The organism is Polaribacter glomeratus (assembly GCF_002954665.1).
Lineage (GTDB): Bacteria > Bacteroidota > Bacteroidia > Flavobacteriales > Flavobacteriaceae > Polaribacter > Polaribacter glomeratus.
Genome location: NZ_MSCM01000002.1, coordinates 1,596,826 through 1,621,588, shown reverse-complemented (window position 1 = coordinate 1,621,588; position 24,763 = coordinate 1,596,826). Strand labels below are relative to the sequence as shown.

18 protein-coding genes are annotated in these 24,763 nt (G+C 31.4%); 17 read left to right on the top strand and 1 reads right to left on the bottom strand.

Annotation, left to right across the window (positions count from 1 at the left end):
- The first annotated feature begins 28 nt into the window (after positions 1-28).
- The 9 genes from BTO16_RS17185 (at position 29) to BTO16_RS17145 (ending at position 12,456) form a co-directional block, all read left to right on the top strand.
- Positions 29-3,481 (top strand): methylmalonyl-CoA mutase family protein, encoded by a 3,453-nt coding sequence (locus BTO16_RS17185; RefSeq protein ID WP_105022865.1) that lies wholly within the window; start codon positions 29-31, stop codon positions 3,479-3,481.
- A gap of 596 nt (positions 3,482-4,077) precedes the next feature.
- Positions 4,078-5,679: a carboxypeptidase-like regulatory domain-containing protein gene (locus BTO16_RS17180; protein WP_105022864.1), complete on the top strand. Its 1,602-nt coding sequence runs from the start codon at positions 4,078-4,080 to the stop codon at positions 5,677-5,679.
- A 141-nt stretch (positions 5,680-5,820) separates the two neighbouring features.
- Positions 5,821-6,348, top strand: coding sequence for a hypothetical protein (locus BTO16_RS17175; protein WP_105022863.1), 528 nt, complete (start codon positions 5,821-5,823; stop codon positions 6,346-6,348).
- 56 nt (positions 6,349-6,404) lie between these two features.
- Complete coding sequence (locus BTO16_RS17170; RefSeq protein WP_105022862.1) at positions 6,405-6,740, top strand: DUF3703 domain-containing protein; 336 nt, start codon at positions 6,405-6,407, stop codon at positions 6,738-6,740.
- Positions 6,741-7,139: 399 nt separating this feature from the next.
- Positions 7,140-7,703, top strand: a complete 564-nt coding sequence (locus tag BTO16_RS17165; protein ID WP_105022861.1) for a PAS domain-containing protein — start codon at positions 7,140-7,142, stop codon at positions 7,701-7,703.
- Between the two features lie 75 nt (positions 7,704-7,778).
- A complete protein-coding gene (locus BTO16_RS17160; RefSeq protein WP_105022860.1) occupies positions 7,779-8,669 on the top strand; it encodes a dienelactone hydrolase family protein in 891 nt (296 codons plus the stop codon).
- A gap of 151 nt (positions 8,670-8,820) precedes the next feature.
- The gene (locus BTO16_RS17155; RefSeq protein ID WP_105022859.1) at positions 8,821-9,642 is read left to right on the top strand and encodes a class I SAM-dependent methyltransferase; all 822 of its coding nucleotides are present in this window, start codon (positions 8,821-8,823) and stop codon (positions 9,640-9,642) included.
- 72 nt (positions 9,643-9,714) lie between these two features.
- Positions 9,715-11,154 (top strand): FAD-dependent oxidoreductase, encoded by a 1,440-nt coding sequence (locus BTO16_RS17150; RefSeq protein WP_105022858.1) that lies wholly within the window; start codon positions 9,715-9,717, stop codon positions 11,152-11,154.
- A gap of 114 nt (positions 11,155-11,268) precedes the next feature.
- Complete coding sequence (locus BTO16_RS17145; protein WP_105022857.1) at positions 11,269-12,456, top strand: BaiN/RdsA family NAD(P)/FAD-dependent oxidoreductase; 1,188 nt, start codon at positions 11,269-11,271, stop codon at positions 12,454-12,456.
- Positions 12,457-12,508: 52 nt separating this feature from the next.
- Here BTO16_RS17145 and BTO16_RS17140 read toward each other — a convergent pair whose 3' ends face one another.
- Positions 12,509-14,470 (bottom strand): YgiQ family radical SAM protein, encoded by a 1,962-nt coding sequence (locus BTO16_RS17140; RefSeq protein WP_105022856.1) that lies wholly within the window; start codon positions 14,468-14,470, stop codon positions 12,509-12,511.
- Between the two features lie 138 nt (positions 14,471-14,608).
- Between BTO16_RS17140 and BTO16_RS17135 the strand changes: the two genes are divergently transcribed.
- From BTO16_RS17135 to BTO16_RS17105, 8 genes are all read left to right on the top strand, one after another.
- A complete protein-coding gene (locus BTO16_RS17135) occupies positions 14,609-16,471 on the top strand; it encodes a M61 family metallopeptidase (protein WP_105022855.1) in 1,863 nt (620 codons plus the stop codon).
- A gap of 150 nt (positions 16,472-16,621) precedes the next feature.
- Complete coding sequence (locus tag BTO16_RS17130; RefSeq protein ID WP_105022854.1) at positions 16,622-18,556, top strand: CocE/NonD family hydrolase; 1,935 nt, start codon at positions 16,622-16,624, stop codon at positions 18,554-18,556.
- A 16-nt stretch (positions 18,557-18,572) separates the two neighbouring features.
- Positions 18,573-20,399, top strand: a complete 1,827-nt coding sequence (locus tag BTO16_RS17125; RefSeq protein WP_105022853.1) for a Xaa-Pro dipeptidyl-peptidase — start codon at positions 18,573-18,575, stop codon at positions 20,397-20,399.
- 42 nt (positions 20,400-20,441) lie between these two features.
- Positions 20,442-20,852: a DUF4174 domain-containing protein gene (locus BTO16_RS17120; RefSeq protein WP_105022852.1), complete on the top strand. Its 411-nt coding sequence runs from the start codon at positions 20,442-20,444 to the stop codon at positions 20,850-20,852.
- A gap of 5 nt (positions 20,853-20,857) precedes the next feature.
- Complete coding sequence (locus BTO16_RS17115) at positions 20,858-21,928, top strand: VOC family protein (protein ID WP_105022851.1); 1,071 nt, start codon at positions 20,858-20,860, stop codon at positions 21,926-21,928.
- Positions 21,929-21,970: 42 nt separating this feature from the next.
- Complete coding sequence (locus BTO16_RS17700; RefSeq protein WP_170064484.1) at positions 21,971-22,135, top strand: DUF5522 domain-containing protein; 165 nt, start codon at positions 21,971-21,973, stop codon at positions 22,133-22,135.
- Positions 22,136-22,182: 47 nt separating this feature from the next.
- Positions 22,183-22,890 (top strand): DUF4197 domain-containing protein, encoded by a 708-nt coding sequence (locus BTO16_RS17110; protein WP_105022850.1) that lies wholly within the window; start codon positions 22,183-22,185, stop codon positions 22,888-22,890.
- Positions 22,891-23,079: 189 nt separating this feature from the next.
- Positions 23,080-24,717 carry a family 16 glycosylhydrolase gene (locus BTO16_RS17105; protein WP_245892137.1) on the top strand — a complete coding sequence of 546 codons (1,638 nt, stop codon included), beginning with the start codon at positions 23,080-23,082 and terminating at the stop codon, positions 24,715-24,717.
- The last annotated feature ends 46 nt before the right edge of the window (positions 24,718-24,763 follow it).

Below are 24,763 nucleotides of genomic sequence, written 5' to 3'. Positions count from 1 at the left end.
CAAGCCTAAAACATAACATTTATTACGAATGGAACAAATTACACCTTATAAGCCTCAACATAAAGTACGAATTGTAACTGCTGCCTCACTTTTTGATGGTCATGATGCTGCCATTAATATTATGCGTAGAATTATTCAATCCACAGGCGTTGAAGTCATTCACCTAGGACATGATAGAAGTGTTGAAGAAGTTGTTAATTGCGCCATTCAAGAAGATGTAAATGCCATTGCAATGACTTCTTATCAAGGCGGTCATAATGAGTATTTTAAATATATGTACGACCTATTGCAAGAAAGAGGAGCCGGACATATCAAGATTTTTGCTGGTGGTGGTGGTGTAATTCTGCCTGAAGAAATTAAAGATTTAATGGAGTACGGAATTACCAGAATTTATTCTCCGGATGATGGTCGTGCCCTTGGTTTGCAAGGAATGATTAATGATTTGGTGCAGCAATCAGATTTTCCAAGTCCGGCATTAATACTTCCAAACGGTAAAAAAATCACTGATTCTTTAAAAGAAAAAAGCATCAATACAATTGCTAGGTTAATCTCTTTTGCAGAAAATCAGCATGAAGAATTCGATAAACTTTTCTCTCCTCTAGAGAAATCAACAAGAGCATCTACTCCGGTTTTAGGAATCACAGGAACTGGTGGTGCAGGAAAATCGTCTTTAGTGGATGAATTAGTTAGACGCTTTTTAATCGATTTTCCAAAAAAAACCATCGGATTAATTTCTGTTGATCCATCAAAAAGAAAAACGGGTGGCGCACTTTTAGGAGATCGAATTAGAATGAACGCCATTAATAACCCTAAAGTTTACATGCGTTCTTTGGCAACACGACAATCTAATTTAGCATTGTCAAAATATGTAAATGAAGCCATTCAGGTTTTAAAAGCGGCAGAATTCGATTTAATTATTTTAGAAACTTCTGGAATTGGACAATCCGATACCGAAATTATAGAACATTCTGATACTTCTTTATATGTAATGACGCCAGAATTTGGTGCAGCAACGCAATTAGAAAAGATTGATATGCTTGATTTTGCTGATTTGGTTGCGATTAATAAATTTGATAAAAGAGGTGCTTTAGACGCGGTTAGAGATGTGAAAAAGCAATACATGCGCAACAATAATTTGTGGCATATTCATCAAGATGATTTGCCCGTTTATGGTACAATTGCATCACAATTTAATGATCCAGGAATGAATACTTTGTATAAAAGTATTATGGACAAATTGGTTGAAAAAACGGGTACTGATTTAAAATCAACCATGGAAATTACCAAAGAAATGTCTGAAAAGATATTTGTAATTCCGCCAGCAAGAGTTCGTTATTTATCAGAAATTGCAGAAAACAACAGAGCTTATGACAAAAAAGTTACGGAACAAGTTGTCGTTGCTCAAAAATTATACGGAATTTATCAAACGATTCTTTCGGTAATTATCAGTGAAACAACACAACCGCTTCTTACGAAAATAGGTTTGGATGCTGATGAAATTTTATCCGCAGAAATAGATAAAGATGACATTGAATTTGTAAAACTTTTATTGGCTCAGTTCGAGAAAATAAAAATGAATTTTGATCCTTATAATTGGGAAGTTATTTTAAATTGGCATGACAAGGTTCAGAAATATAAAGATCCAATTTACACATTTAAAGTTCGTGATAAAGAAATTAATATTGAAACGCATTCAGAATCGTTATCCCACTCACAAATACCTAAAATAAGTTTACCTAAATACGAAGCTTGGGGAGATTTATTACGTTGGAACTTACAAGAAAATGTTCCAGGAGAATTCCCATACACAGCAGGTTTGTATCCGTTTAAAAGAACAGGAGAAGACCCAACACGAATGTTTGCTGGTGAAGGCGGACCAGAAAGAACCAACAGAAGATTTCATTATGTGAGTTTAGGAATGGATGCAAAACGTTTATCGACGGCGTTTGATTCTGTAACTTTATATGGTAATGACCCTGGCCATAGACCTGATATTTATGGGAAAATTGGAAATGCAGGAGTTTCTATTTGTTGTTTAGATGATGCTAAAAAACTGTATTCTGGTTTTGATTTAACGCATCATATGACATCGGTTTCTATGACTATAAATGGCCCAGCACCAATGTTGTTAGGTTTTTTTATGAATGCAGCGATTGATCAAAATTGTGAGAAATACATCAAAGAAAACAAATTAGAAAAACAAGTTGAAGCAAAATTTAAAGAAATTTATGATTCAAAAGGTGTAGAAAGACCTTTATATCAAGGAAGTTTACCAGAAGGAAATAATGGGTTAGGTTTGATGCTTTTAGGCTTAACAGGAGATTTAGTTTTACCGCAAGACGTTTATCAGCAAATAAAAAAAGACACGTTAGCGCAAGTTAGAGGAACGGTACAAGCGGATATTTTAAAAGAAGATCAAGCACAAAATACCTGTATTTTTTCTACGGAATTTGCGTTGCGTTTAATGGGGGATGTGCAAGAATATTTTATCGAAAAACAAGTTAGAAACTTTTATTCGGTTTCTATTTCTGGGTATCATATTGCAGAAGCAGGCGCAAATCCTATTACTCAATTAGCATTAACACTATCTAACGGATTTACATACGTGGAATATTATTTATCACGCGGAATGGATATTAATAAATTTGGCCCTAATTTATCTTTCTTTTTCTCTAACGGAATCGATCCTGAATATGCCGTAATTGGTAGAGTTGCCCGTAAGATTTGGGCAAAAGCGATGAAGAATAAATATGGTGCAAATGAACGTGCACAAATGTTAAAATATCACATTCAAACTTCTGGACGCTCTTTACACGCGCAAGAAATAGACTTTAATGATATTAGAACTACGCTGCAAGCATTGTACGCAATTAACGATAATTGCAATTCTTTACACACAAATGCGTATGATGAGGCAATTACAACGCCAACAGAAGAATCTGTAAGAAGAGCAATGGCTATTCAGCTGATTATCAACAAGGAATTAGGGTTGACAAAAAATGAAAATCCAATTCAAGGTGCTTTTATTATAGAAGAATTAACCGATTTAGTTGAAGAAGCCGTTTTATTAGAATTCGATAGAATTACAGAAAGAGGTGGTGTTTTAGGCGCGATGGAAACGATGTATCAGCGTTCTAAAATTCAGGAAGAAAGTATGTATTATGAAACCTTGAAACACAATGGTGAATTCCCGATTATTGGCGTAAATACTTTTTTAAGTTCTAAAGGATCGCCAACTGTGCAACCAGCAGAAGTTATTAGAGCAACGGAAGAGGAAAAGCAATATCAGATTAAAACAAAAGAACAACTAAATAAAGCAAATATTCAAAATGTTGAAGCACAAATTGCAATTTTACAAGAAGCTGCAATTCAGAATGAAAATTTATTTGATAAGTTAATGGAAGCAACCAAAGTTTGTTCTTTAGGGCAAATTACAGAAGCGTTGTTTAAAGTTGGCGGACAATATAGGAGAAATATGTAAGCAGAGAAACACTTTTTAGTTTTTCGTAAAAGTGTGCGAATCGGTTATCCAGCTTTTTAGCGGGATCTATTTGTATAGATTGAGATATTAAAAAATTACGTTTAAAATTTCCAGAGAAGCGATAACGCTTTTGGAAGGTATCCGTTTGTTAAATAACGAAAACATTACATAAGCAGAAGCAAAACTATTAATAGATATCTAATTTTGAGACAATCCTTTTTGGTTTAAAAACTAGAAAGGATTTTTTTATTACATTTAATTTCGAAACTAAAATGATATCCAAATGCATCAAAAGATTTCGCTAAAAATGCAAGATTGGTTCAACTAAAAATTTTAAATTAATAGCGTCACTGTTTTCTAATATTGAGTTTTAATAAAAAAATATTTCTTGTAAAGTATTTAAAATGTTGTAAACTAATTAAGGAAACAATAGTGTGAGAAACGATTTTTATAAAAAATTCATTGTGCCTCATACAGATAATATTTTTATAATTTATCGAACAAACTGAACCGTTTAATTAGCAATATAATACTGAATTTAAGGCTCATTTAGTATTAAATTCAATATTTTTGATTGACACACAAAATTATTCTTTTTGAAAAAAATACTAGTATACATTTTACTAATTTCAAGTTGGAGTGTCACTTTATTTGCGCAACAAATCGATGGTAAAATAAGATTTAAGATTATCGATCAAATCTCTGCAAAACCAGTTGTGTATGCCACCGTAATGTTAAAAAATTTAAACAGAGGAACTCATGCAGATTTTAATGGCTATTTCGAAATTCCTGCATATTATTTACAAACAGGAATTATAAAAATATCATCTATTGGCTACTATTCTAAAGAGTTTAAATTAGCTGATGTTAAAAAAGATGGTGTTCATATTTTATATTTAACACCTTCTACTGATCTATTAAATGAAGTGATTGTTAAAAGTTCTAAAAAGAGAAAAAAAAGAAGATTACTCGCGAAAGAAATAGTTAGAAAAGCAATTAAAAATATTTTAGAAAATTATCCTACAGAAGCATATTCCTATATTGGTTATTATAGAGATTACCAACAACCGGTTGACAGTGTTTATCAAAAACTAATAAAATCTAACGAACCAGTAGAATACTTAAATGTGCATGAAGCTATTATAGAATCTTTTGACAACGGGTTTGATTCCGATAAATTAAAAGAAGAAAAAAATCAATCATTGCTCTATAATTACAGGGTTAACAAAAACTTTATAGAAGATTCTACTTTAACAGTGCCTTATGACAATAAAAGCAAAAAGTTTTCCGAGAGTGTTTACATAAGCCCTTTAGGCGGCAATGAATTAAACATTTTAAACCTAACAAACGCTATTAGAAATTACGATAAAATGTCTTTCTCATTTGTAAATAACTTAAATAAAAATTTTATTAACAACCATAATTTTAAAGTAGAAGAAGTGGTTTTTTTGGACAAGACACCGTTGTATAAAATTTCTTTTACTTCTAAAAAAGAAAGAACAAGCTATGATTATGCTGCATACGGAACTATTTATATCGCTAAAGGTAATTTTGCAATTTATAAGTTAAATTACAATCTATATTACATAAAAAATAAAAACCCTCAATTCGCTATTACCATAGAATACAGCAAAAAGAAAGATAAAATGTATTTGAATTATATTACGTTTAATAATTTTTTTGAAGCAAAAAATGGTAATTATTTTAAAATTGATAAAACTTTATTCAACCTTAAAAATAATAGTTTTAATATTTATTTCAACAGACAAATAGCTCTCAATTCTTTAGAGCCTTTTAGAAGAAATTTTAAAATTTATTATAAAGGTGTAAAATTAAAAGTAATATCTGTTAGTCCTTTTGAAGGGAGCGATAGCATACTAACTGTTAAGATTGATGAGGAATCTTTAAAGGAAATAAATTTCGAAAACGAAAAAGAGAATCCTAATTATGGTGCTTTTTTCTCTTTTGATATTTCAAATATTACAGATCAAAATAGTTTTGAAATAGACAAAAGGGCGAGTGTTAAAATGAATCAATATAGAGAGTTTTTTGTGCAGGAAGTATTTGAAAATAAAAAAGCACCCGTTCAAAAAAACTTTATAAATAAAAATTTACCGCTATCACAATCTAAGATTACTCCTTTAAAGTTAGAAAATAATTATTGGCTTAATTCTCCATTAAAAAAAGTAAAAGATTAATTTATTAAGTACATTAAGGTAATTTTAAAATGCACCTTCTTGGTACTATTTCTTATTTAAAAACTGCAAACCAATTACAGAAATATTAATAATTTAATTTTATAAATAGATTTCTTACCTTTAAAACAAAAACAGAATTACATGAATATATTAGGAATTGGCTCAAGAATAAACCACACAGAATTTGGATTAGGAGTTGTAACAAACGTTACTAGCAAACATTATTGGGTAACTTTTATAAAAGACGGATTAGAAACTATAGATATTGATAGCGATTTTGAAATAATTGAAGCTGTTGAAGATGAAGTGGATAGCATTAGTTTTTATGAGGTTGAAAAATCTCTCAAAAAGATTTTACAAAAATGGAGCGATGTTACAGAAATTTCTCCAATTGCCGATAAATGGAAAAAAGGAACTTTAATTTTAAGGTCTGTCGATTCTAATTTAGCGGATAAAGAAATACCTATTGATAAGTTTTTTCATAAAATAGTATTGGTTCGTGACAGAATTAGAGTTATGGAACAGAAAATTAACGCCAGCAAAACATTAGACGATCAAGATAAAATTGATTTGCAACAATACATCACCAGAATTTACGGAAGTTTAACTACTTTTAATGTGCTGTTTAAGCTAAAAGCAGATCATTTTGTGGGAGAAAAATCGAAATAAAAACATTTTAATTCTACATCTAATTATCGTAATTACTGTCAATTATAAAAAATAAAATGGATAATCATCTTTTAAAAAATGAGTTTAATCATCAATTAAAGCTCGGAAAAACAGCTTTAAAGGAGAGTGATTTTAAAACCTCTTTTTATCATTTAGAAAACGCACATGTGCTGGGTCAAAAACATATTATTAGGCACACAATAAGTCATTATTGGATGCTTATTTTTGGGATAAAATCAAGAAATAGCAAAGAAATAATTGGACAAGTTACACGAATTATTGCCTCTGTTTTATTTACATTAATCTGGGTTCCAAAAGGAAATACTGGAGGTTCTAATATTTCGCCAATAAAACAAATTCCTATTAGAAAAGAATTGCAAAAATATTTTTAGTTTAACGCCTCTTTTCTGGTGACTCATTATTACTAAATAAATTTTAAAAACAAATATCATGAAAAACAAAAATCACTGTACTTGCACTTGCGTAGAATGTTTAAATAATGATTGCCAAAATTATACTTGTAAAAATTGCACTTGCAATAATTATAATTGTTAATGAATAGAGTAGTTAGCGTAAATTTTAAGTAATAATTACAAAAAGTATATTCATCAAAAAAAAACAATTCTAATAACCTCTTTGAATCTTTAGCGGTTAGTTTTAATTAAATTAGATGATTTTACCCACAAAATTCAAGAAAAACCATGCTTATATACTTGTAAATAATCATTTAACATTTTTATGTACTAATTTTTTTATAGTTTAGCCAACTGAAGCTAAAATTACAGTGCGCTATGAAAAATAAATTATCAAATATGATGTGTCTAGATTTGTTTCTAGACTCTCTTAGTAAAAAAAATTACAAGGCTATAGAGCATGAACTCATCACTTCTGAATCAACAAAATATCCATTATTAAATTTTGGCCTATTTGCTGATAATTTTTCAACGGCAATGAGCAAATTAAATAGAGAGAATGATATAAATACAGTAAAAGAATTTGCCTCTAAATACAATTGGAATGAAAGTTTAGACCAAATTTTTAAAAATGAAGATTTTGAGGCTATCGTTCTTACTAACAAAAAGCAAGAAATTATTTGGGTAAATGATGGCTTTAAAAAAATGACAGGCTTTCATAAAAACTACGCTATTAAAAAAACACCTTCATTTTTACAAGGTTCAAAAACCTGTGAAATTACTCGAGAAACTATTCGAGAAAAAATTAAAGAAAACAAGCCTTTTGCTGGTACAGTTATCAATTATAGAAAAAATAAAACTCCGTATAAATGTGAGATTAAAATTTTTCCATTATTCAGTAAAGACACCACTCATTACATTGCATTAGAAAAAGCGGTGTAAATACCTACAATCAAAATATTACTTTTATTTTATTTATCTTAGTTGAAAATATAAACTCTCTAAATTTTCAGCGAAATGAAAGCACTTAAAAAAGAAGATATCAGTCAAGAAGTATTTGATTTATATGATGATTATGCACACAATAAAATAGACAGAAAAGCATTTCTTAAAAAATTATCTTTATATGCTGTTGGCGCAATCACTCTACCCGCTTTATTAAGTTTTATTTCACCAAATTATATAGATTCCATTTTGGTTGATTCAGATGATCCAAGATTAAAATCAGAATTTATCCATTACGAATCACCTAAAGGCGGACTTAAAATAAAAGGATTATTTTCTATTTTAAAAGATACTACCGAAAAATTACCAGGACTCATTGTTGTTCACGAAAATAGAGGTCTAAATCCGTATATAGAAGATGTAGCTAGAAGAGCAGCTCTAGAAGGTTTCGTAACCGTTGCTCCAGATGCTTTATCCCCTTTAGGTGGATATCCTGGAAATGATGATGAAGGTAGAGAAATGCAAAGAAAAAGAGATCAAAATGAAATGTTAGAAGATTTTATTGCAGGGTATAACTATCTAAAATCTCATAAAAATTGCAACGGAACCGTTGGTGTTGTTGGTTTCTGTTTTGGCGGATGGATTTCTAATATGATGGCTGTAAGAATTCCAGAATTAGCTGCCGCAGTTCCTTATTATGGCAGACAGCCAGAAAATGAAGATGCCTTAAAAATTAAAGCACCTTTATTATTACAATATGCAGGTTTAGACAAAAGAGTAAATGCTGGATGGCCAGATTTTGAAAAAGTTTTAAAAGAAAATAAAATTACATACGAAGCTTATTTTTATGATGATGTAAATCACGGTTTTCATAACAATACAACTCCTAGATATGATCAAGAAGCTGCAGATTTATCTTGGGAAAGAACCATTGCATTTTTTAACACACATTTAAAAGGCTAATTATCTTGCTTGGTTATGGCGAAAAAAGAATAAAAAGCAATCTATATATTTTGTGCTAATCCCTATATAATGTTCAGATTGCAGCCTTACTCGCAATGGTTCTTTAATTTTTACTTTAATTTAAGTACTTTTATCCTTTTAAAAATTTAAGGTGAAAAAGAAAACACTTATTAGCAAAGAATTAGATGACTTTTATAACAAAGCATCCGAAGAAACCCGACTTGAAAAAGGAATGGGTATCTTTGAATTTGAACGTATTAAGGAACTCATAGAACTTCATGTTTCCAATCCAAAAGCAACAATTATTGATGTTGGTGGCGGAACAGGAAAATATTCTGAATGGTTGGCAAAAAAAGGACATATTGTTCATTTAGTAGAACCTGTTTTAAAACATATAAAACTTGCAGAAAAAAGAGCTCATAAGTTAAAAAATCCTTTTTCAGTTGCAATTGGCGAAGCTAAAAAATTGCCTTTTAAAAATGAAACTGCAGATTTAGTTATTCTACACGGTCCTTTATACCATCTTCAAAAAAGAGAAGACAGGGTTGCAACTATTTTAGAGGCCAAAAGAGTATTGAAGAAAGGCGGAATTATTTTAGGTTTTGCAATTAACGCAACAGCGTCTACGGTGGTTGGTTTGATGAACGGAATGATTCATGCAAATTCCTTTTTTGAGATGTGTAAAGAAGAACTCACCACAGGAATTCATAATGCGCCAAAAGATTTTCCTTTTTTACTAGCGGATGCTTTTTATCATAAACCACAAGATTTAAAAGCAGAATTTTTAGAACAAAACCTCAACTTCATAAATCTTTTTGCGGTTGAAGGAATGATTTGGTTAGACAATGAATATTTTGCAAATATGCTAGATAAGAAAAAATCAAAAACTTTAAAAGCCTTGCAAACGCTTACCCAAAATGATGAATATTTGTTGCCTTTTAGTCCTCATATGATGATTGCTGTTAAAAAATAATTTGTTTTTTTTCTAACTTTTATAGAATTAAATTCTCAAAAAACATCTAGTACATAACTAAATATACGATAGTTGAAAAACAAAGAAGATTATTGGGCAGTTTGTAAAACTTGTAAAGGTTTAGGAAAAAAAAGAAATAGTCTTCGCAAAAAAGACCGACTTAATTATCAAATAGAATTAGAACAATTTGAAAAATCTAATACTAAAGAAGCTACTCCAATAAAACCGAAAGGTCAATTTCAAGCTTGTGCTACTTGTAAAGGTTCTGGATTGGTTCTTGTTGATTTACTTGTTGAAGTAGACCACAAAAACTACCCACATATTGCTATAATTGGTGGCGGAATTGGCGGAGTTGCTTTAGCAGTAGCTTGTTTGCACAGAGGAATCCCTTTTACACTTTACGAACGCGATAACAGCTTTGATAATCGGTCTCAAGGCTACGGACTCACTTTACAACAAGCTAGCAAAGCGATGGCAGGCTTAGGAATTATTTCTTTAGATAAAGGAATCACTTCAACCAGACATGTAGTTCATACTACTAACGGAAATATCATCGGCGAATGGGGAATTAGAAAATGGGGACGATCAGACACAAAAACATCTCCAAAACGAACCAACATACACATTGCAAGGCAGTCTTTGCGTTTTGCTCTACTTGAGCAACTAAACGGACATAAATCCGTGAAATGGGGACATCAATTATTGAGTTTTAACGATTCTGACGGCAACGATGTAAATCTAAAATTTAAAGTAAATGGTGAAATTGTAAATGCCAAAGCCGATCTTGTTGTTGGTGCAGATGGCATCCGAAGTACTGTTAGAAAACTATTACATGGTGATAAAAAAACTCCATTACGCTATTTAGATTGCATTGTAATTTTAGGAATTTGTCCTTTAGAAAAGATAGAAAGTTCATTACTTGATTCCGCTACCGTATTTCAAACTGCCAACGGCAATGAAAGAATTTATATGATGCCTTATGATTCAGATTCTATAATGTGGCAATTGAGTTTTCCTCTATCAGAAAAAGAAGCTAAAGAACTGCATGCTAAAGGCGCAAAAGCACTCAAAGAAGAAGCTTGTCTTAGAACCCAGTGGCATGATCCAATTCCACAAATTGTAGCAGCAACACTAGAAACCCAAATTTCTGGTTATCCGGTGTACGATCGCGAATTACTCAAACCCGAATTATTAAAAAAAGGAACTAAAGTTACCTTAATCGGTGACGCAGCGCATCCAATGAGTCCGTTTAAAGGTCAAGGTGCAAATCAAGCGTTGTTAGATGCATTATCTCTAGCTAGAGAAATATATAAAGGATGTAAACCCACGTTAAATTGGAAAGAAATTGGAATTAGAAAAAGCATATTAACTAAGTTTGAGGCTGAAATGCTAGAACGAAGTGCTACCAAAGTTAAGAGCTCTGCTGAAGCTGCACAATTATTGCACTCCGAAATTGTACTTCATAAAGGTGACGGTCCAAGAGGAAAACATCGTAAGAAAAAAGATGCATAACTTTACAATTAAATTACAACAAAAGTTAACTAATAAAACGCAATTGCATATTTCTAAATTTAACTATTAAACTAAAGTAATTCTGATGTTTCTAAGTTAGATAAATATATTAAAATGAAAAAAACCATTGCCATAATTGGAGGCGGACCTTCTTCTTTTCTTCTAGCTGCTTTTTTAGATACTAAAAAGTTTGACATTACCATCTATGAAAAAAACAAAACGGCTGGTCGTAAATTTTTAGTTGCTGGTAAAGGTGGTTTTAATGTAACACATTCAGAGCCTATGGAAGCGCTTATTAAACGATATACTCCAGATGATTTTTTAGAAAAAACGTTATTAAGCTTCACGAATAACGATTTTAGAAATTGGCTAGCACAAATAGGAATTCCTACCTTTATAGGAAGCAGCAAAAGAGTGTATCCAAAAGAAGGAATTAAACCGATTGAAGTGCTAAATGCGATGCTTAAAAACCTTAAAGAGAAAGGAGTTAAAATTAAATATAATCAAACTTTTTCTGATTGGGATGCAAGCAATAACCCGATTATTAATAACAAAACTACACAAACAGATTATACCGTTTTTTGTTTAGGCGGAAGCAGTTGGAAAGTTACAGGGTCTGATGGTAGTTGGCTTGATACTTTTTCTGAAAAAGGCATCAAAACAAAAGAATTTAAAGCATCTAACTGCGGATATCAAATTGATTGGAAATCTAGCTTTATTATAAAGCACGAAGGAACTCCGTTAAAAAATATCGCAATTTATTGCAATGATATTGTTCAAAAGGGAGAGGCAGTTATTACAAATTTTGGATTGGAAGGAAATGCCATTTATGGATTAAGTCCGCAAATTAGAAAACAATTATCTGCAAATTCAAAAGCAATCATTTTTATCGATTTTAAGCCTTCATTAACATCAGAAAATATGCTGTCGAAAATAAAATTAACTAACCATAAAAATAGAACGCAGATTTTAAAAAAAGAACTCAAATTAACTACTGCGCAAATCGATTTATTAAAAACAACTCTTTCTAAAGAATCTTATTTAGATGCAGATTCCTTGGTGAAAAACATTAAAAAATTCCCTTTAGAAATCGTAGATACGGCAGCTATTGATGAAGCTATTTCTACTGTTGGCGGAATTGATTTAAACGCAGTTTCTAAAAATTTTGAACTTAAAGAACTACCAAATCAATTTTGTATTGGCGAAATGTTAGATTGGGATACTCCAACTGGCGGCTATTTACTGCAAGGAAGCGCAAGTATTGGTGTTTATCTAGCAAATCATTTAAATAAAAATAACTGACCAAACTAATTTAGTCAATTATCGAGATTATGTACGTCATTAAAATGGCTAACTACCTTCTACTTTTAGGCGCTCTACTTACCTTTTTCTTTCTTTTGTTAAAAGGAATTGCATCATCAAAAGTATGCTGTGCTACTTTATGAGCAGTTTTATTCTTTTTCCAAGAGTTATTTTCTGGTAATAATTTTTGAAGTAAATCGTGTCTTCCAACTTTATTCAACGTGTTTTTAATCCATTCTTTATTTTCTTTTTTATACCAAAAGAAAAATTTATGTTGATCTTCACGTTCCTGTTTCGTCTTTGGAGTTCTCGTTGGTTTTAGTGTATATGGATGATATCCAGAGTAATAAATTACCGTTGCTACTGTCATTGGCGTTGGTGTAAAACCTTGCACTTGCTCTAACTGAAAGCCCATATCTTTAGTTTCTGCAGCTAAATTTGCCATGTCTTCTACCTCACTTGCTGGGTGACTAGAAATAAAATACGGAATTAATTGTAAGTTTAATTTCTTCTTGATATTAATTTTATCGAAACGCTCTTTAAACATATGAAAATATTTAAAAGAGGGTTTACGCATCAATTTTAAAACAGGATCAGAAGTATGTTCTGGCGCAACTTTTAATCGCCCAGAAATATGTTTGGTCATTACTTCCTCTGTGTATGCATCTAATTCTTTTGGATCTGCATTTTTATTGAATTCAGGCACCAACATATCATGTCGAATTCCACTTCCAATAAAAGATTTTTTAATCTTCGGATGCTTATCAACTGCTTGATATAATTCTGTTAAAGGTTTGTGTGAAGTATCTAAATTAGAACAAATTACAGGCGAAATACAACTTGGTGCAACACATTTATCACAAATAGATTGTACTTTTCCTTTCATTTGATACATGTTTGCAGATGGCCCACCGATATCAGATAAATAGCCTTTAAAATCTGGCATATTTGCCACTTTATCAACTTCTCTTAAAACAGATTCCTGACTTCTACTAGCAATAAATTTTCCTTGATGCGCAGAAATTGTACAAAAACTACAACCTCCAAAACATCCTCTATGGATATTTATCGAAAATTTAATCATTTCAAACGCAGGAATTGGTCCACGTTTGTCATATTTTGGATGCGGCAAACGCGTGTAAGGCAAATCAAAAGAACCATCAATTTCTGCTTCTGTCATTGTAGGAAAAGGCGGATTTATCACCAAAGTTTTTCCTTCAACTTCTTGTAGAATTCTTCGCGCTTTTAATTTATTAGACTCTTGCTCAATCACTTTAAAGTTTGAAGCAAATGTTTTTTTATCAGCCAAACAAGCCTTGTGAGAATTGATTGTTACATCTTCCCAATCGTTTATAACTGGTAACTTTTCTTTATTTGTATCAATTAAAACAGCTGTTTGTTTAATGTTTTTTAAACTAGAAAACGGAACCCCTTTTTGTAATAACTCTACAATTTCTCGCAAAGGTTGTTCACCCATTCCGTAGACTAACATATCTGCTTTAGAAGTTTCCAAAATAGTTGGCAACAACTTGTCAGACCAATAATCATAATGAGTTACACGTCTTAAAGAAGCTTCTATTCCGCCAATTAAAACAGGAACATCTGGAAATTTTTCTTTTAATATTTTAGAATATACAGAAGTTGCATAATCTGGTCTAAAACCCTTGTCTCCATTTGGTGTATATGCATCTTTATCACGGCTTTTTTTACTTGCGGTATAATTGCTAACCATTGGGTCCATACAACCACCGGTTACACCAAAAAATAAACGAGGTTTTCCTAATTTTTCGAAATCTTGCAAATTGTCATTTACACTTGGTTGTGGTACAATCGCCACTCGCAAACCATAACTTTCTAAAATACGACCAATTACAGCAGGTCCAAATGACGGATGATCTACATAAGCGTCTCCGCTAAATAGAATTACATCCAATTCTTCCCAACCACGAATTTTAACTTCCTTGTTTGTCGTTGGTAACCAGTCTGTTAATTGATGTCTTTTAGTGTTCTCCATAATTTTGCAAAAATACAAGAAATTTAATAGATTTTTTGCCTTTAATTTATAACAAAAGTTAAATATTCAAAAATTTGTTAAATACAATAAAAATTAGATGAAAAACTGCTAATATTGTATTCAAATTTAATTTTAGTTATGAAAAAAATAATTCTTTTAAGTCTTTCTATCGGATTTTTAGCAAGTTGTGCAAGCATCAAAAACTCATCAGAAAAGAAAAATACCATCGAAGTTTCTATCAACCTAAATAAAGTGGTAGATGATAAAGTACAGGTAGTAGTAAATCCTAAAAAAGTAAAAGAAAACTCGATTGTGTATCAAATACCAGCAATCGTTCCTGGAACCTATGCTATGAGTAATTACGGGCAGTTTATATCAGACTTTAAAGCGTTTGATTATAATGGTAATGAAATGGCAGTAAGCAAATTAGACCCTAACTCTTGGCAAATTAATGATGCTAAAAAAATGGACAAAGTAACGTATTGGGTTGAGGATACTTTTGACACTGAAAAAGAACATAAAATTTATGTGATGGCAGGAACCAATATAGAAGAAGGTAAAAACTTCTTTTTAAACTTACCTGGTTTTGTTGGATATTTTAAAGGTAAAAAAGAAACTCCTTACACGCTTAAAATTCAACATCCTGCAGATTTATATGAAACTTCTTCTTTAATCAACAAGAATACTACGAAAGAAATTAACACAGAAGATACTTTTTTCGCTTCTCGATATGATGAGATTTCTGACAATCCAATTATGTATGCGCCTTTAAATTCGGTTAGTTTTACCATTGACGGAATAGAAGTTACACTTGCCGTGTATTCGCCTAATAATGTTCATACAGCAAAAGATATGGAAGATGCGCTAAAAACAATGGTGCAAGCACAATCAAACTTTTTAAAAGGATTTAAAACTACCAACGAATATAATATTTTACTCTATCTTTTTGATCCAGAAATTTACAAATGGGATAGCTTTGGAGCCTTAGAGCACCTTTCGTCTACAACGGTTGTGTATCCAGAAAATTTTACAAAAGAACGTTTGTCTAATGGAATGATAAACGGAACTGTTTCACACGAGTTTTTTCATATTGTTTCGCCGCTTTCTGTACATTCCGAAGAAATTCATTCGTTTGATTTTAATACTCCAAATATGTCTAAACATTTATGGATGTATGAAGGAGTTACCGAATATTTTGCAAACTTATTTCAAGTAAACCAAGGCTTGATAACTGAACAACAGTTTATTGACGAAATGAAAGGTAAAATTGCAAGTTCATTAAGTTATAATGACACGATGTCTTTTACCAAAATGAGTAAAAATATTTTGGAGGATGAATATGCAAAAAATTACGGCAATGTATATCAAAAAGGCGCATTAATTGGTATGACTTTAGATATTTTACTAAGAGAAGAAAGCAAAGGAGTTTACGGAATTAGAAATTTAATGAAAGATTTGTCTGTTAAATATGGAGAAAAAAAACCTTTTAAAGATGATGAAATCTTAGCTGAAATTGTAAAAATGACGTTTCCATCTGTGGGTGCTTTTTTCGAAAAACATTTAACCGGAAACACACCTATTGATTATGTTCAATTTTTGAACAAAGTGGGTGTTGCTAACAAAACAGAAGATATTGATGCTTCCTACTTTTTAGATAGCCAAAATCAATTATTTATATCTGCCAATAATAACAAAGAAATTTTCTTTATTGATAGAAAAAATACAGCTTTAGATACTTTAGGTGTAAAAGCAGGTGATATTTTAAAGTCTGTTAATAACGAAGCTGTTACCTTGCAAAGTGCTAGAGTAGTTATTGGAAAATCGATGCAATGGAAAGAAGGTGATGCTGTAACATTTGAAGTTGTAAGAGATGGTGATACATTAAAACTTGAAGGAAAAGTGATGAAAGGAGAAGCCGAAATAGAAAACTTAGTACTTGAAGATTTACCAGAAAATGACCCTAAGAAAAAACTTAGAGAGGCTTGGTTAAAAGCACTATAATTTTAGTTTTTAAAAATTTAAGAAAGGTTATCATTGCGATAACCTTTTTTTTGCGCCAATTTTTAAAACGATTTTAATTCATTTTAACAAAAGATTTTCTAATACCTCTTTTTAGTTTCGTAGATTTAACGAAACTTAGTAACTCAAACAATGAAACATCAAATTTTAAGGCTCTTTTATATCGCTATTTCCTTTACTTTTTTTATCGGATGTACTCCAAAAACGGAAAAAACATTACAATCAGCTGCAATTCCAGACACTTTTGTTGCGGACCACTACACTAAAAAAGAAGTTGATATTATAATGAGAGATGGGATTAAACTCCACACAACCATTTACACGCCAAAAGACAAAAGCATAAAATACCCAATTTTAATGCAAAGAACTCCTTATAGTTCTGCGCCTTATGGAGAAGGAAAAATGAAGACCAAAATTAGTCCGAATGTTCATTTAATGAAAGAAGGAAATATTGTAGTATATCAAGATGTTCGTGGCCGTTGGATGAGTGAAGGCGTATATGATAATATGCGTGCTTACATCCCAAATAAAAAAGAAAATCAGTCTGATGAAGTTTCTGACACCTATGATACAATAGACTGGTTGGTAAAAAACGTAGAAAACAATAATGGCAATGTTGGAACTTGGGGAATTTCTTATCCTGGGCATTATGCAACAATTTCTGCTATTGATGCGCATCCAGCTTTAAAAGCAGCTTCTCCACAAGCCTGTATTGGCGATTTTTTCTTTGATGATTTCCATCATAATGGTGCATTTTTATTGAGCTATTTTAGAGCTATTCCGTTATTCGGAACCTACAAAGATACACCAACGGATTCTGCTTGGTATTCTTTACCTGAGATGAAAACTCAAGATCAATATCAATTTTTCTTAGACAAAGGACCTTTAAAAAACTTGAATGAATATTTTCAATATGATAAATTAGATGTAAAAACAGCCGAAAATAAAGATAAAATTGATGATTTTTTCTGGAAAGAAATTATTGAACATCCTAATTACGATTCAGTTTGGCAAAGCAAAGGCATTATACAACATATGGATAAAGTACCTAGCTCTGTAGCAACCATGATTGTTGGTGGTTTCTTTGATGCAGAAGATTTATATGGGCCTTTAGAAACGTATAAAGGCATAGAAAAAAATGGAAAAGAAAATTACAACACACTCGTTTTTGGCCCTTGGGATCACGGAAAATGGGCAAGTTCTGCTGTTAGAAATGATGTGGGTAATTATTATTTTGGAGATTCTATTTCATTAAAGTTTCAGAAAGAAATTGAAACAAAGTTTTTTAATCATTTCTTAAAAGGAAAAGGAGACAAAAACTCTGGATTGCCAGAAGCGTATGTTTTTGATTCAGGTAAAAAAGAATGGAAAAGTTATGATGCTTGGCCACCAAACAACATGGTGAAACAAGATTGGTTTTTATCAGAAAATCAAGAATTAACAGCGGCTAAGAAATCAAAATCAGCAATAAAATTTATAAGTGATATTAAAAGACCTGTTCCGTATTCTGAAGATATTAAAACCGTTTTTACGCCAAGAAAGTACATGACTGATGACCAGCGTTTTGCAGCAAGAAGACCCGATGTATTGGTTTTTGAAACAGATGTTTTAACCGAAGATTATACTTTGGCGGGAGATATTTTAGCAAAATTAAAAGTAGCAACGACAGGAACTGATGCAGATTGGATTGTTAAAGTAGTAGATGTTCATCCTGCGGATGCTGCAGAAAATAATGATAAAATGCAAGACCATTTAAAAATGAGTAATTATCATTTAATGGTTCGTAGCGAAGTAATGCGTGGCAGATTTAGAAATAGTTTTGAACACCCAGAACCTTTTACGCCCAATAAAAAAACGGATGTAAATATTAAATTACAAGATGTTTTTCATACGTTTAAAAAAGGACATAAAATACAAATTCAAGTGCAAAGTACTTGGTTTCCTTTAATCGATTTAAACCCGCAAACCTATGTAGACAACATTTACAAAGCAAACGAAAAAGACTTTAAAACGCAAACACATACTGTGTTTACAGATTCTTCAATCGAATTTTCAGTACTAAAATAACCCTATAGATATCAACATGAAAAATAACATCAAATTTCAATTTATCATTTTATTTCTTATTGCTTTTTCAATAAAAGCGCAAGAAAAAGCAGTACCCGTTTTTAAAGATGGAGAAGCTCAAATTGTAGAAGCTTTTAGCAATCCAGAAAAATGGATTCAACACGATTTATGGGTAGAAACTACCTTTGACTCAGACGGAGACGGAAAATTAGACCGAATGCACGTAGATGTAACCAGACCAGAACAAACAGAAACGGAGGGTTTAAAATTACCTGTAGTTTATGAATCTAGCCCTTATTATGCAGGAACAGCTGGTGATGCACCTGGTTTATTTTGGGAAGTAAAACACGAAATTGGCGCAAAAGAAAAACCTAGAACTAAAGTAGAAGTAACAAGAAGAGGCGAACGCCCAATTATTTCAAATTCTCAAGTAAAAAATTGGCTTCCTTTAGGATATATTGTGGTGCATTCGTCATCACCAGGAACAGGTTTATCCGATGGTGCGCCAACAGTTGGGGGCGATAATGAATCTTTTGCTCCGAAAGCAGTTATAGACTGGTTAAACGGTCGTGCAAAAGGATTTACGTCTAGAGAAGGAACTGAAACTGTAACCGCATTTTGGTCTACAGGAAAAGTAGGCATGACAGGAACTTCTTATAACGGAACAATTCCTTTAGCAGCAGCAACCACAGGTGTTGAAGGTTTAGAAGCAATTATTCCTGTAGCCCCAAATACTTCTTATTATCACTATTATCGTTCCAACGGATTAGTGCGTTCTCCTGGAGGTTATTTAGGCGAAGATATTGATGTTTTGTACGATTTTATCCATAGTGGAAAAGAAGAAAATAGAGCCAGAAATAACAAGGTAGTTCGTGATACAGAAATGGCAAATGGCATGGATAGAATGACTGGAGATTACAATGATTTTTGGGCTGGACGTGATTATATAAATGATATGAAACCGATGAAAGCAGCATTATTAATGTCTCACGGTTTTAATGATTGGAATGTTATGCCAGAACACAGTTATAGAATTTATAAAAAAGCTTCGGAAATGGGCTTGCCTACTCAGATTTATTATCATCAAAATGGACATGGAGGACCACCACCAATGAAAATGATGAATCGTTGGTTTACACGTTATTTACATGGAGTAAAAAATGATGTAGAAAACGATGCTAAAGCTTGGATAGTTAGAGAAGATGACAAAAGAGAAGAACCAACGGCGTATGCAGAATATCCCAATCCTGAGGCAAGTAAGGTTACTTTTTATTTAGAAGCAGGTGCTCCCGAAGCAGGAAATTTATCAACCGACAAATCAAAATCCAAAGGAAAAGAAACCTTGGTAGATAATTATTCGTTTTCATCCGAAGTACTAGCACAAGCAGCTTATACAAATCATCGTTTATTATATGTTACTCCTGTTTTAAAAGAAGATGTTCATATTTCTGGTTTGGCTTCAATTACTATAAAAGCTTCGAGCTCTAAAGCTGCAGTAAACTTATCCGTTTGTTTAGTTTCTTTGCCATGGAATACTAGTAAAAATTCTAAAATTACCGATAATATTATTACTCGTGGTTGGGCAGATTTACAAAACCATGCTTCTTTAACTAAAAGTGCTCCTTTGAAACCAGGAAAATTTTATGACATGACTTTCGATTTACAACCGGATGATCAAATTATTAAAAAAGGACAACAAATTGGTTTGATGATTTTTTCTAGTGATAATGAGTACACTTTATTACCAAAACCAGGAACTGAATTAACCATTGATTTACAAGGAACAAAAATAACAATACCTATTGTTGGTGGCGAAAATGCTTTTAAAAAATCTGTTGAATAGTTTTTAAAATTCTTAAAATTCATTTGTAAAAATCAAAACCCGATGAAAAGATTATATGTGCTCTTTTTAATGATAACATCAGTTTCTATTAGTCAGAATATTAAAAAAGATTCGGGAAAATACAGGGTTTTAATTGTTATTACGAGTGATAAAAACAATGTCGATTTTATGAATCAAATTGAATTGTTAAAAAATAAAAGTACTGAATTTGAGGAACGGAAATTAAAAATTCTTCAAGCGCTACCAAATTTTTTTAAATCAGATTCTGATGAAAGTTGGAACCCATCACCAGATTTATATCAAAAATTTAATAAAGAAAAAGCAGCATTTAAAGTAGTGTTAATCGGTTTGGATGGTGGTATAAAACAATCTCAAACAACAGTTTTGTCCGCAGAAAAATTATGTGCCATTATTGACGGAATGCCAATGAGACAAAGAGAATTAAAAAATTAAGATTAATGAATGAAAAATTAATTTACGGAATTCAGCAAATTGGTATTGGTGTAGAAAATGCAGATGTAGCTTTTAAATGGTACGCAACCATTTTAGGTGCAGATGCTCTAATTTTTGATGATTATAATGAAGCTACTTATATGGCAAAATATATGGGTGGAAAATCAAGAAAAAAAAGAGCACTTTTAGCAATGAACTTGCAAGGTGGTGCAGGTTACGAAATTTGGCAATATGCAGATAGAAAACCCTCTAAACCAACGCATGAATTTAAAATTGGCGATTTAGGAATTAATTTTCCGTGTTTAAAAACGAGAAATATCGAAAAAACTTACGATCGTTTACAAAACTTACAACAAAATATTATTTCTAAAATAGTTGTTGAGCCCGATTTGAGTAAATGTTTTTACATCAAAGATCCTTTTAATAATATTTTAAAAATAAAAGAATTCAGCTCTTTTTACACGAATAACAAAGGTGAGCTAGGAGGTGTTTTTAGTGCTGTTTTAGGCGTTTCTAATATTGAAAACTCTTTAAAATTATATGCTGATATTTTAGGATATGACAACGTTATTTATGACAAAACAGCTTGTTTTGATGATTTATCAGCCTTAAATAATGGTGATAAAAAATTTAGAAGAATTCTGTTATCACATTCAAAAGAAAGAGTTGGAGGTTTTTCTAAATTGCTAGGAAATAGTCAAATAGAGTTAATTCAAGCCATTGAAAATACGCCTAATAAAATTTTTGAAAATCGTTTTTGGGGAGATTTAGGATATATTCATTTATGTTTTGACATCAGTAACATGAAAATACTTGTTGAAGAATGTAAAGAAAAAAAGCTTCCGTTTCAAGTTTTAAGCGCACCTTCTTTTGATATGGGTGACGCAAATGGCCATTGGGGTTATATAGAAGACGCAGATGGCACTTTAATTGAATTTATAGAAACCCACAAAGTGCCTTTGATAAAAAAACTTGGTATTTATATTAACCTTAAAAATAGAAACCCTAAAAAATCACTGCCAAATTGGATGTTAAAAGGCATGAGTTTAAAGCGTGTTAAAAAATTTAAAATTTAGCAACTTTAAATTATTTAAAATTTAAACAACTATTTTTGCGCTATGTTTAAACCAAGAATAGAACTAGAAAAAGACGATTATTACCTAAATGAACAGGGTTATAAAGTTTTTACAGAGAAATATCATTTAAAAAGAGGATATTGTTGCAAAAGTGGTTGCAAACATTGCCCTTTTGGCTATGATAAAAGAACGGATAGTTTTAAATAAAAATAATAACTTTAACCGTAAAATCGATTTAAATTAAAAAAAAATACATGATAAAAAGAATTTTAGTTTTGGTAATTGCAATTCAGTTTGCTGGCTGTGCAGAATTACAAAATGTAATTAATCAACTACCAAATGGTGTTGGTTTATCTCAAGAACAAATTGGTAACGGATTAAAACAAGCATTAGATAACGGGATTCAAAATCAGGTTTCTAAATTAACAACACAAGATGGTTTTTATAAAAACGATTTAGTTAAAATTTTATTACCAGAAGAATTGCAAGCTGTAGATAACGGTTTACGTAAACTTGGCCTAGGCAATTTAGCGGATGAAGGAATTAAAGTTTTAAACAGAGCTGCAGAAGATGCTGTAAAAACGGCTACTCCTATTTTTATAAATGCGGTTAAAGAAATTACGTTTAACGATGCTAAAAATATTTTATTAGGCAATCAAAATGCGGCAACTAGTTATTTACAAACTAAAACATCAGAAACTTTGTATAGCAGTTTCAGCCCCGTTATAAATGATTCATTCTCTAAAGTAGGCGCAGACAAAATTTGGGCTAATTTAATTACTAAATACAATTCTATTCCGTTTGTAGCTAAAGTAAATCCAGATTTAACTGGCTATGTTACAAGTGAAGCTTTAAAAGGTGTTTTTACAATGATTGAAGTAGAAGAAAAAGGCATACGAGAAAAGGTAAGCTTAAGAACTACCACTTTACTAAAGCAGGTCTTTGCATTACAAGATAAATAATTAATTTACTTACAAAGTTTTAAGCCTCGTTATATGTTAATAATGAGGCTTTTTTTTAGACTGTATGGTTTTTATATAGGTTTAACTTTAGATAAACGTATTTAAGTGTCCTTATTTTTTTTAGACTGTATGGTTTTTGTATAGGTTTAACTTTAGATAAACGTAATTAAGTGTCCTTATATTTGTAAAATGACTTATTTACAGAATATGCGAAACTTATTTACGCTACTAGCAATTGCTTTTTTTACTTCCATTTTTTCTCAACAAAATGTTACTGATGATTTTGAAGGAAATGGAACAATTACAACTTGGGCTGGTGATGCTTGTGGCATGAACAAGGCTTTTTTAAATCCTTTTAAAACAGGAATTAATAATTCTAATACCGTTTTAAAATATACCGATGAAGGAGGCCAATACGCAAACATACGCTTTGATATTCCTGTGAATTTCGACTTATCAATTAACAATACGTTTTCATTAAAAATATATGTACCATCTTCTAGTATTACTGGTAGTGAAAAAAATCAAATTTCCTTAAAATTACAAAACTCAAAAATCGCAGCTGCTTGGTCTACACAGTCCGAGATTATTAAAACCATTGTTTTAGATCAATGGCAAACCATCACTTTTGATTTTGCAAATGACAACTATATAAACATCAACAATAACTCAGCAAACCCAGCTGATAGAGATGACTTTAATAGAGTTTTAATTCAAATTAATGATGAGGACAATACGAGTAAAGTTACTGCATACATTGATGATTTTTTATATGATGGAACAATAGCAGAGAATAACAATTCTGGCACAAATCCTATTTTTGACAATTTAGTTTGGTCTGATGAATTTGATGGAACTGGTAACTTAAATACCTCAAATTGGTTTAAACAAACCATCCCTATTATAAATGGACAAAGTTGGGCAAATGGTGAAATTCAACATTATACAGACAGAACAGACAACTCATTTGTTAGTAACGGAACGCTTAAAATTTTAGCAAAAAAAGAAAACTATTCAAAAAACGGAGTTTCAAAAAATTACACATCAGCAAGGTTAAACTCTAAGTTTGCATTTACGTACGGTAAAGTTGAAATTAAAGCAAAAATGCCTTTTGGTGTTGGTACTTTTCCTGCACTTTGGATGCTAGGTCAAAACATTACAGAAAATGGTGGGTATTGGGCTGAAACATATGGAACTACAGGTTGGCCAGACTGTGGGGAAATAGATATTATTGAACACTGGGGCGCTAACCAGAACTACGTGGCAAGTGCACTACACAATGGATCAAGTTCTGGAAATACGGTTAATAAAGGCGGGCGATATATTCAAAATGCTTCAACGGAATTTCATATTTATACTTTAGAATGGAGTGCCACTAAAATGGTTTTTAGTGTTGATGGCATTGCACATTACACATACAATCCAGAAAATAAAAATATGCAAAACTGGCCTTATAACGCTCCTCAATATTTGTTATTTAATGTAGCTATTCTGCCTAACATTGCTGCAAATTTTACAGAAAGCGCCATGGAAATAGATTATGTGAGAGTCTATCAAGAGTCTACAGCTTCTCTTTTTGAAAACAATAATTTAATGGATGTAAGCGTATATCCAAACCCAGTAAATGATAAGTTAACAATTAAAATACCGAATCTTGAAGGTGCATCAAAAGCTATTTTATATACCATAACAGGTAAAAAACTATACACTTTTAATCAAAATTCTAGGCTAGAAACTCATGACGTTTCCTTCTTAAAGTCAGGAATTTATTTATTAAAACTTGAAATGAATTCTGATTCTAAGTTTATTAAAATTATAAAAAACTAAAGGTGAGCCCTTTAAAATTAGAGAAAGTTTCTTTTTTTTAAAATTG

What these genes read in the sequence shown, in the direction of transcription:
- BTO16_RS17185 (WP_105022865.1), top strand. Translation starts at nt 29, where the DNA reads ATGGAACAAATTACACCTTATAAGCCTCAACATAAAGTACGAATTGTA.
- BTO16_RS17175 (WP_105022863.1), top strand. Translation starts at nt 5,821, where the DNA reads ATGAATATATTAGGAATTGGCTCAAGAATAAACCACACAGAATTTGGA.
- BTO16_RS17170 (WP_105022862.1), top strand. Translation starts at nt 6,405, where the DNA reads ATGGATAATCATCTTTTAAAAAATGAGTTTAATCATCAATTAAAGCTC.
- BTO16_RS17165 (WP_105022861.1), top strand. Translation starts at nt 7,140, where the DNA reads ATGAAAAATAAATTATCAAATATGATGTGTCTAGATTTGTTTCTAGAC.
- BTO16_RS17160 (WP_105022860.1), top strand. Translation starts at nt 7,779, where the DNA reads ATGAAAGCACTTAAAAAAGAAGATATCAGTCAAGAAGTATTTGATTTA.
- BTO16_RS17145 (WP_105022857.1), top strand. Translation starts at nt 11,269, where the DNA reads ATGAAAAAAACCATTGCCATAATTGGAGGCGGACCTTCTTCTTTTCTT.
- BTO16_RS17140 (WP_105022856.1), bottom strand. Translation starts at nt 14,470, where the DNA reads ATGGAGAACACTAAAAGACATCAATTAACAGACTGGTTACCAACGACA.
- BTO16_RS17135 (WP_105022855.1), top strand. Translation starts at nt 14,609, where the DNA reads ATGAAAAAAATAATTCTTTTAAGTCTTTCTATCGGATTTTTAGCAAGT.
- BTO16_RS17130 (WP_105022854.1), top strand. Translation starts at nt 16,622, where the DNA reads ATGAAACATCAAATTTTAAGGCTCTTTTATATCGCTATTTCCTTTACT.
- BTO16_RS17125 (WP_105022853.1), top strand. Translation starts at nt 18,573, where the DNA reads ATGAAAAATAACATCAAATTTCAATTTATCATTTTATTTCTTATTGCT.
- BTO16_RS17120 (WP_105022852.1), top strand. Translation starts at nt 20,442, where the DNA reads ATGAAAAGATTATATGTGCTCTTTTTAATGATAACATCAGTTTCTATT.
- BTO16_RS17115 (WP_105022851.1), top strand. Translation starts at nt 20,858, where the DNA reads ATGAATGAAAAATTAATTTACGGAATTCAGCAAATTGGTATTGGTGTA.
- BTO16_RS17700 (WP_170064484.1), top strand. Translation starts at nt 21,971, where the DNA reads ATGTTTAAACCAAGAATAGAACTAGAAAAAGACGATTATTACCTAAAT.
- BTO16_RS17110 (WP_105022850.1), top strand. Translation starts at nt 22,183, where the DNA reads ATGATAAAAAGAATTTTAGTTTTGGTAATTGCAATTCAGTTTGCTGGC.
- BTO16_RS17105 (WP_245892137.1), top strand. Translation starts at nt 23,080, where the DNA reads ATGACTTATTTACAGAATATGCGAAACTTATTTACGCTACTAGCAATT.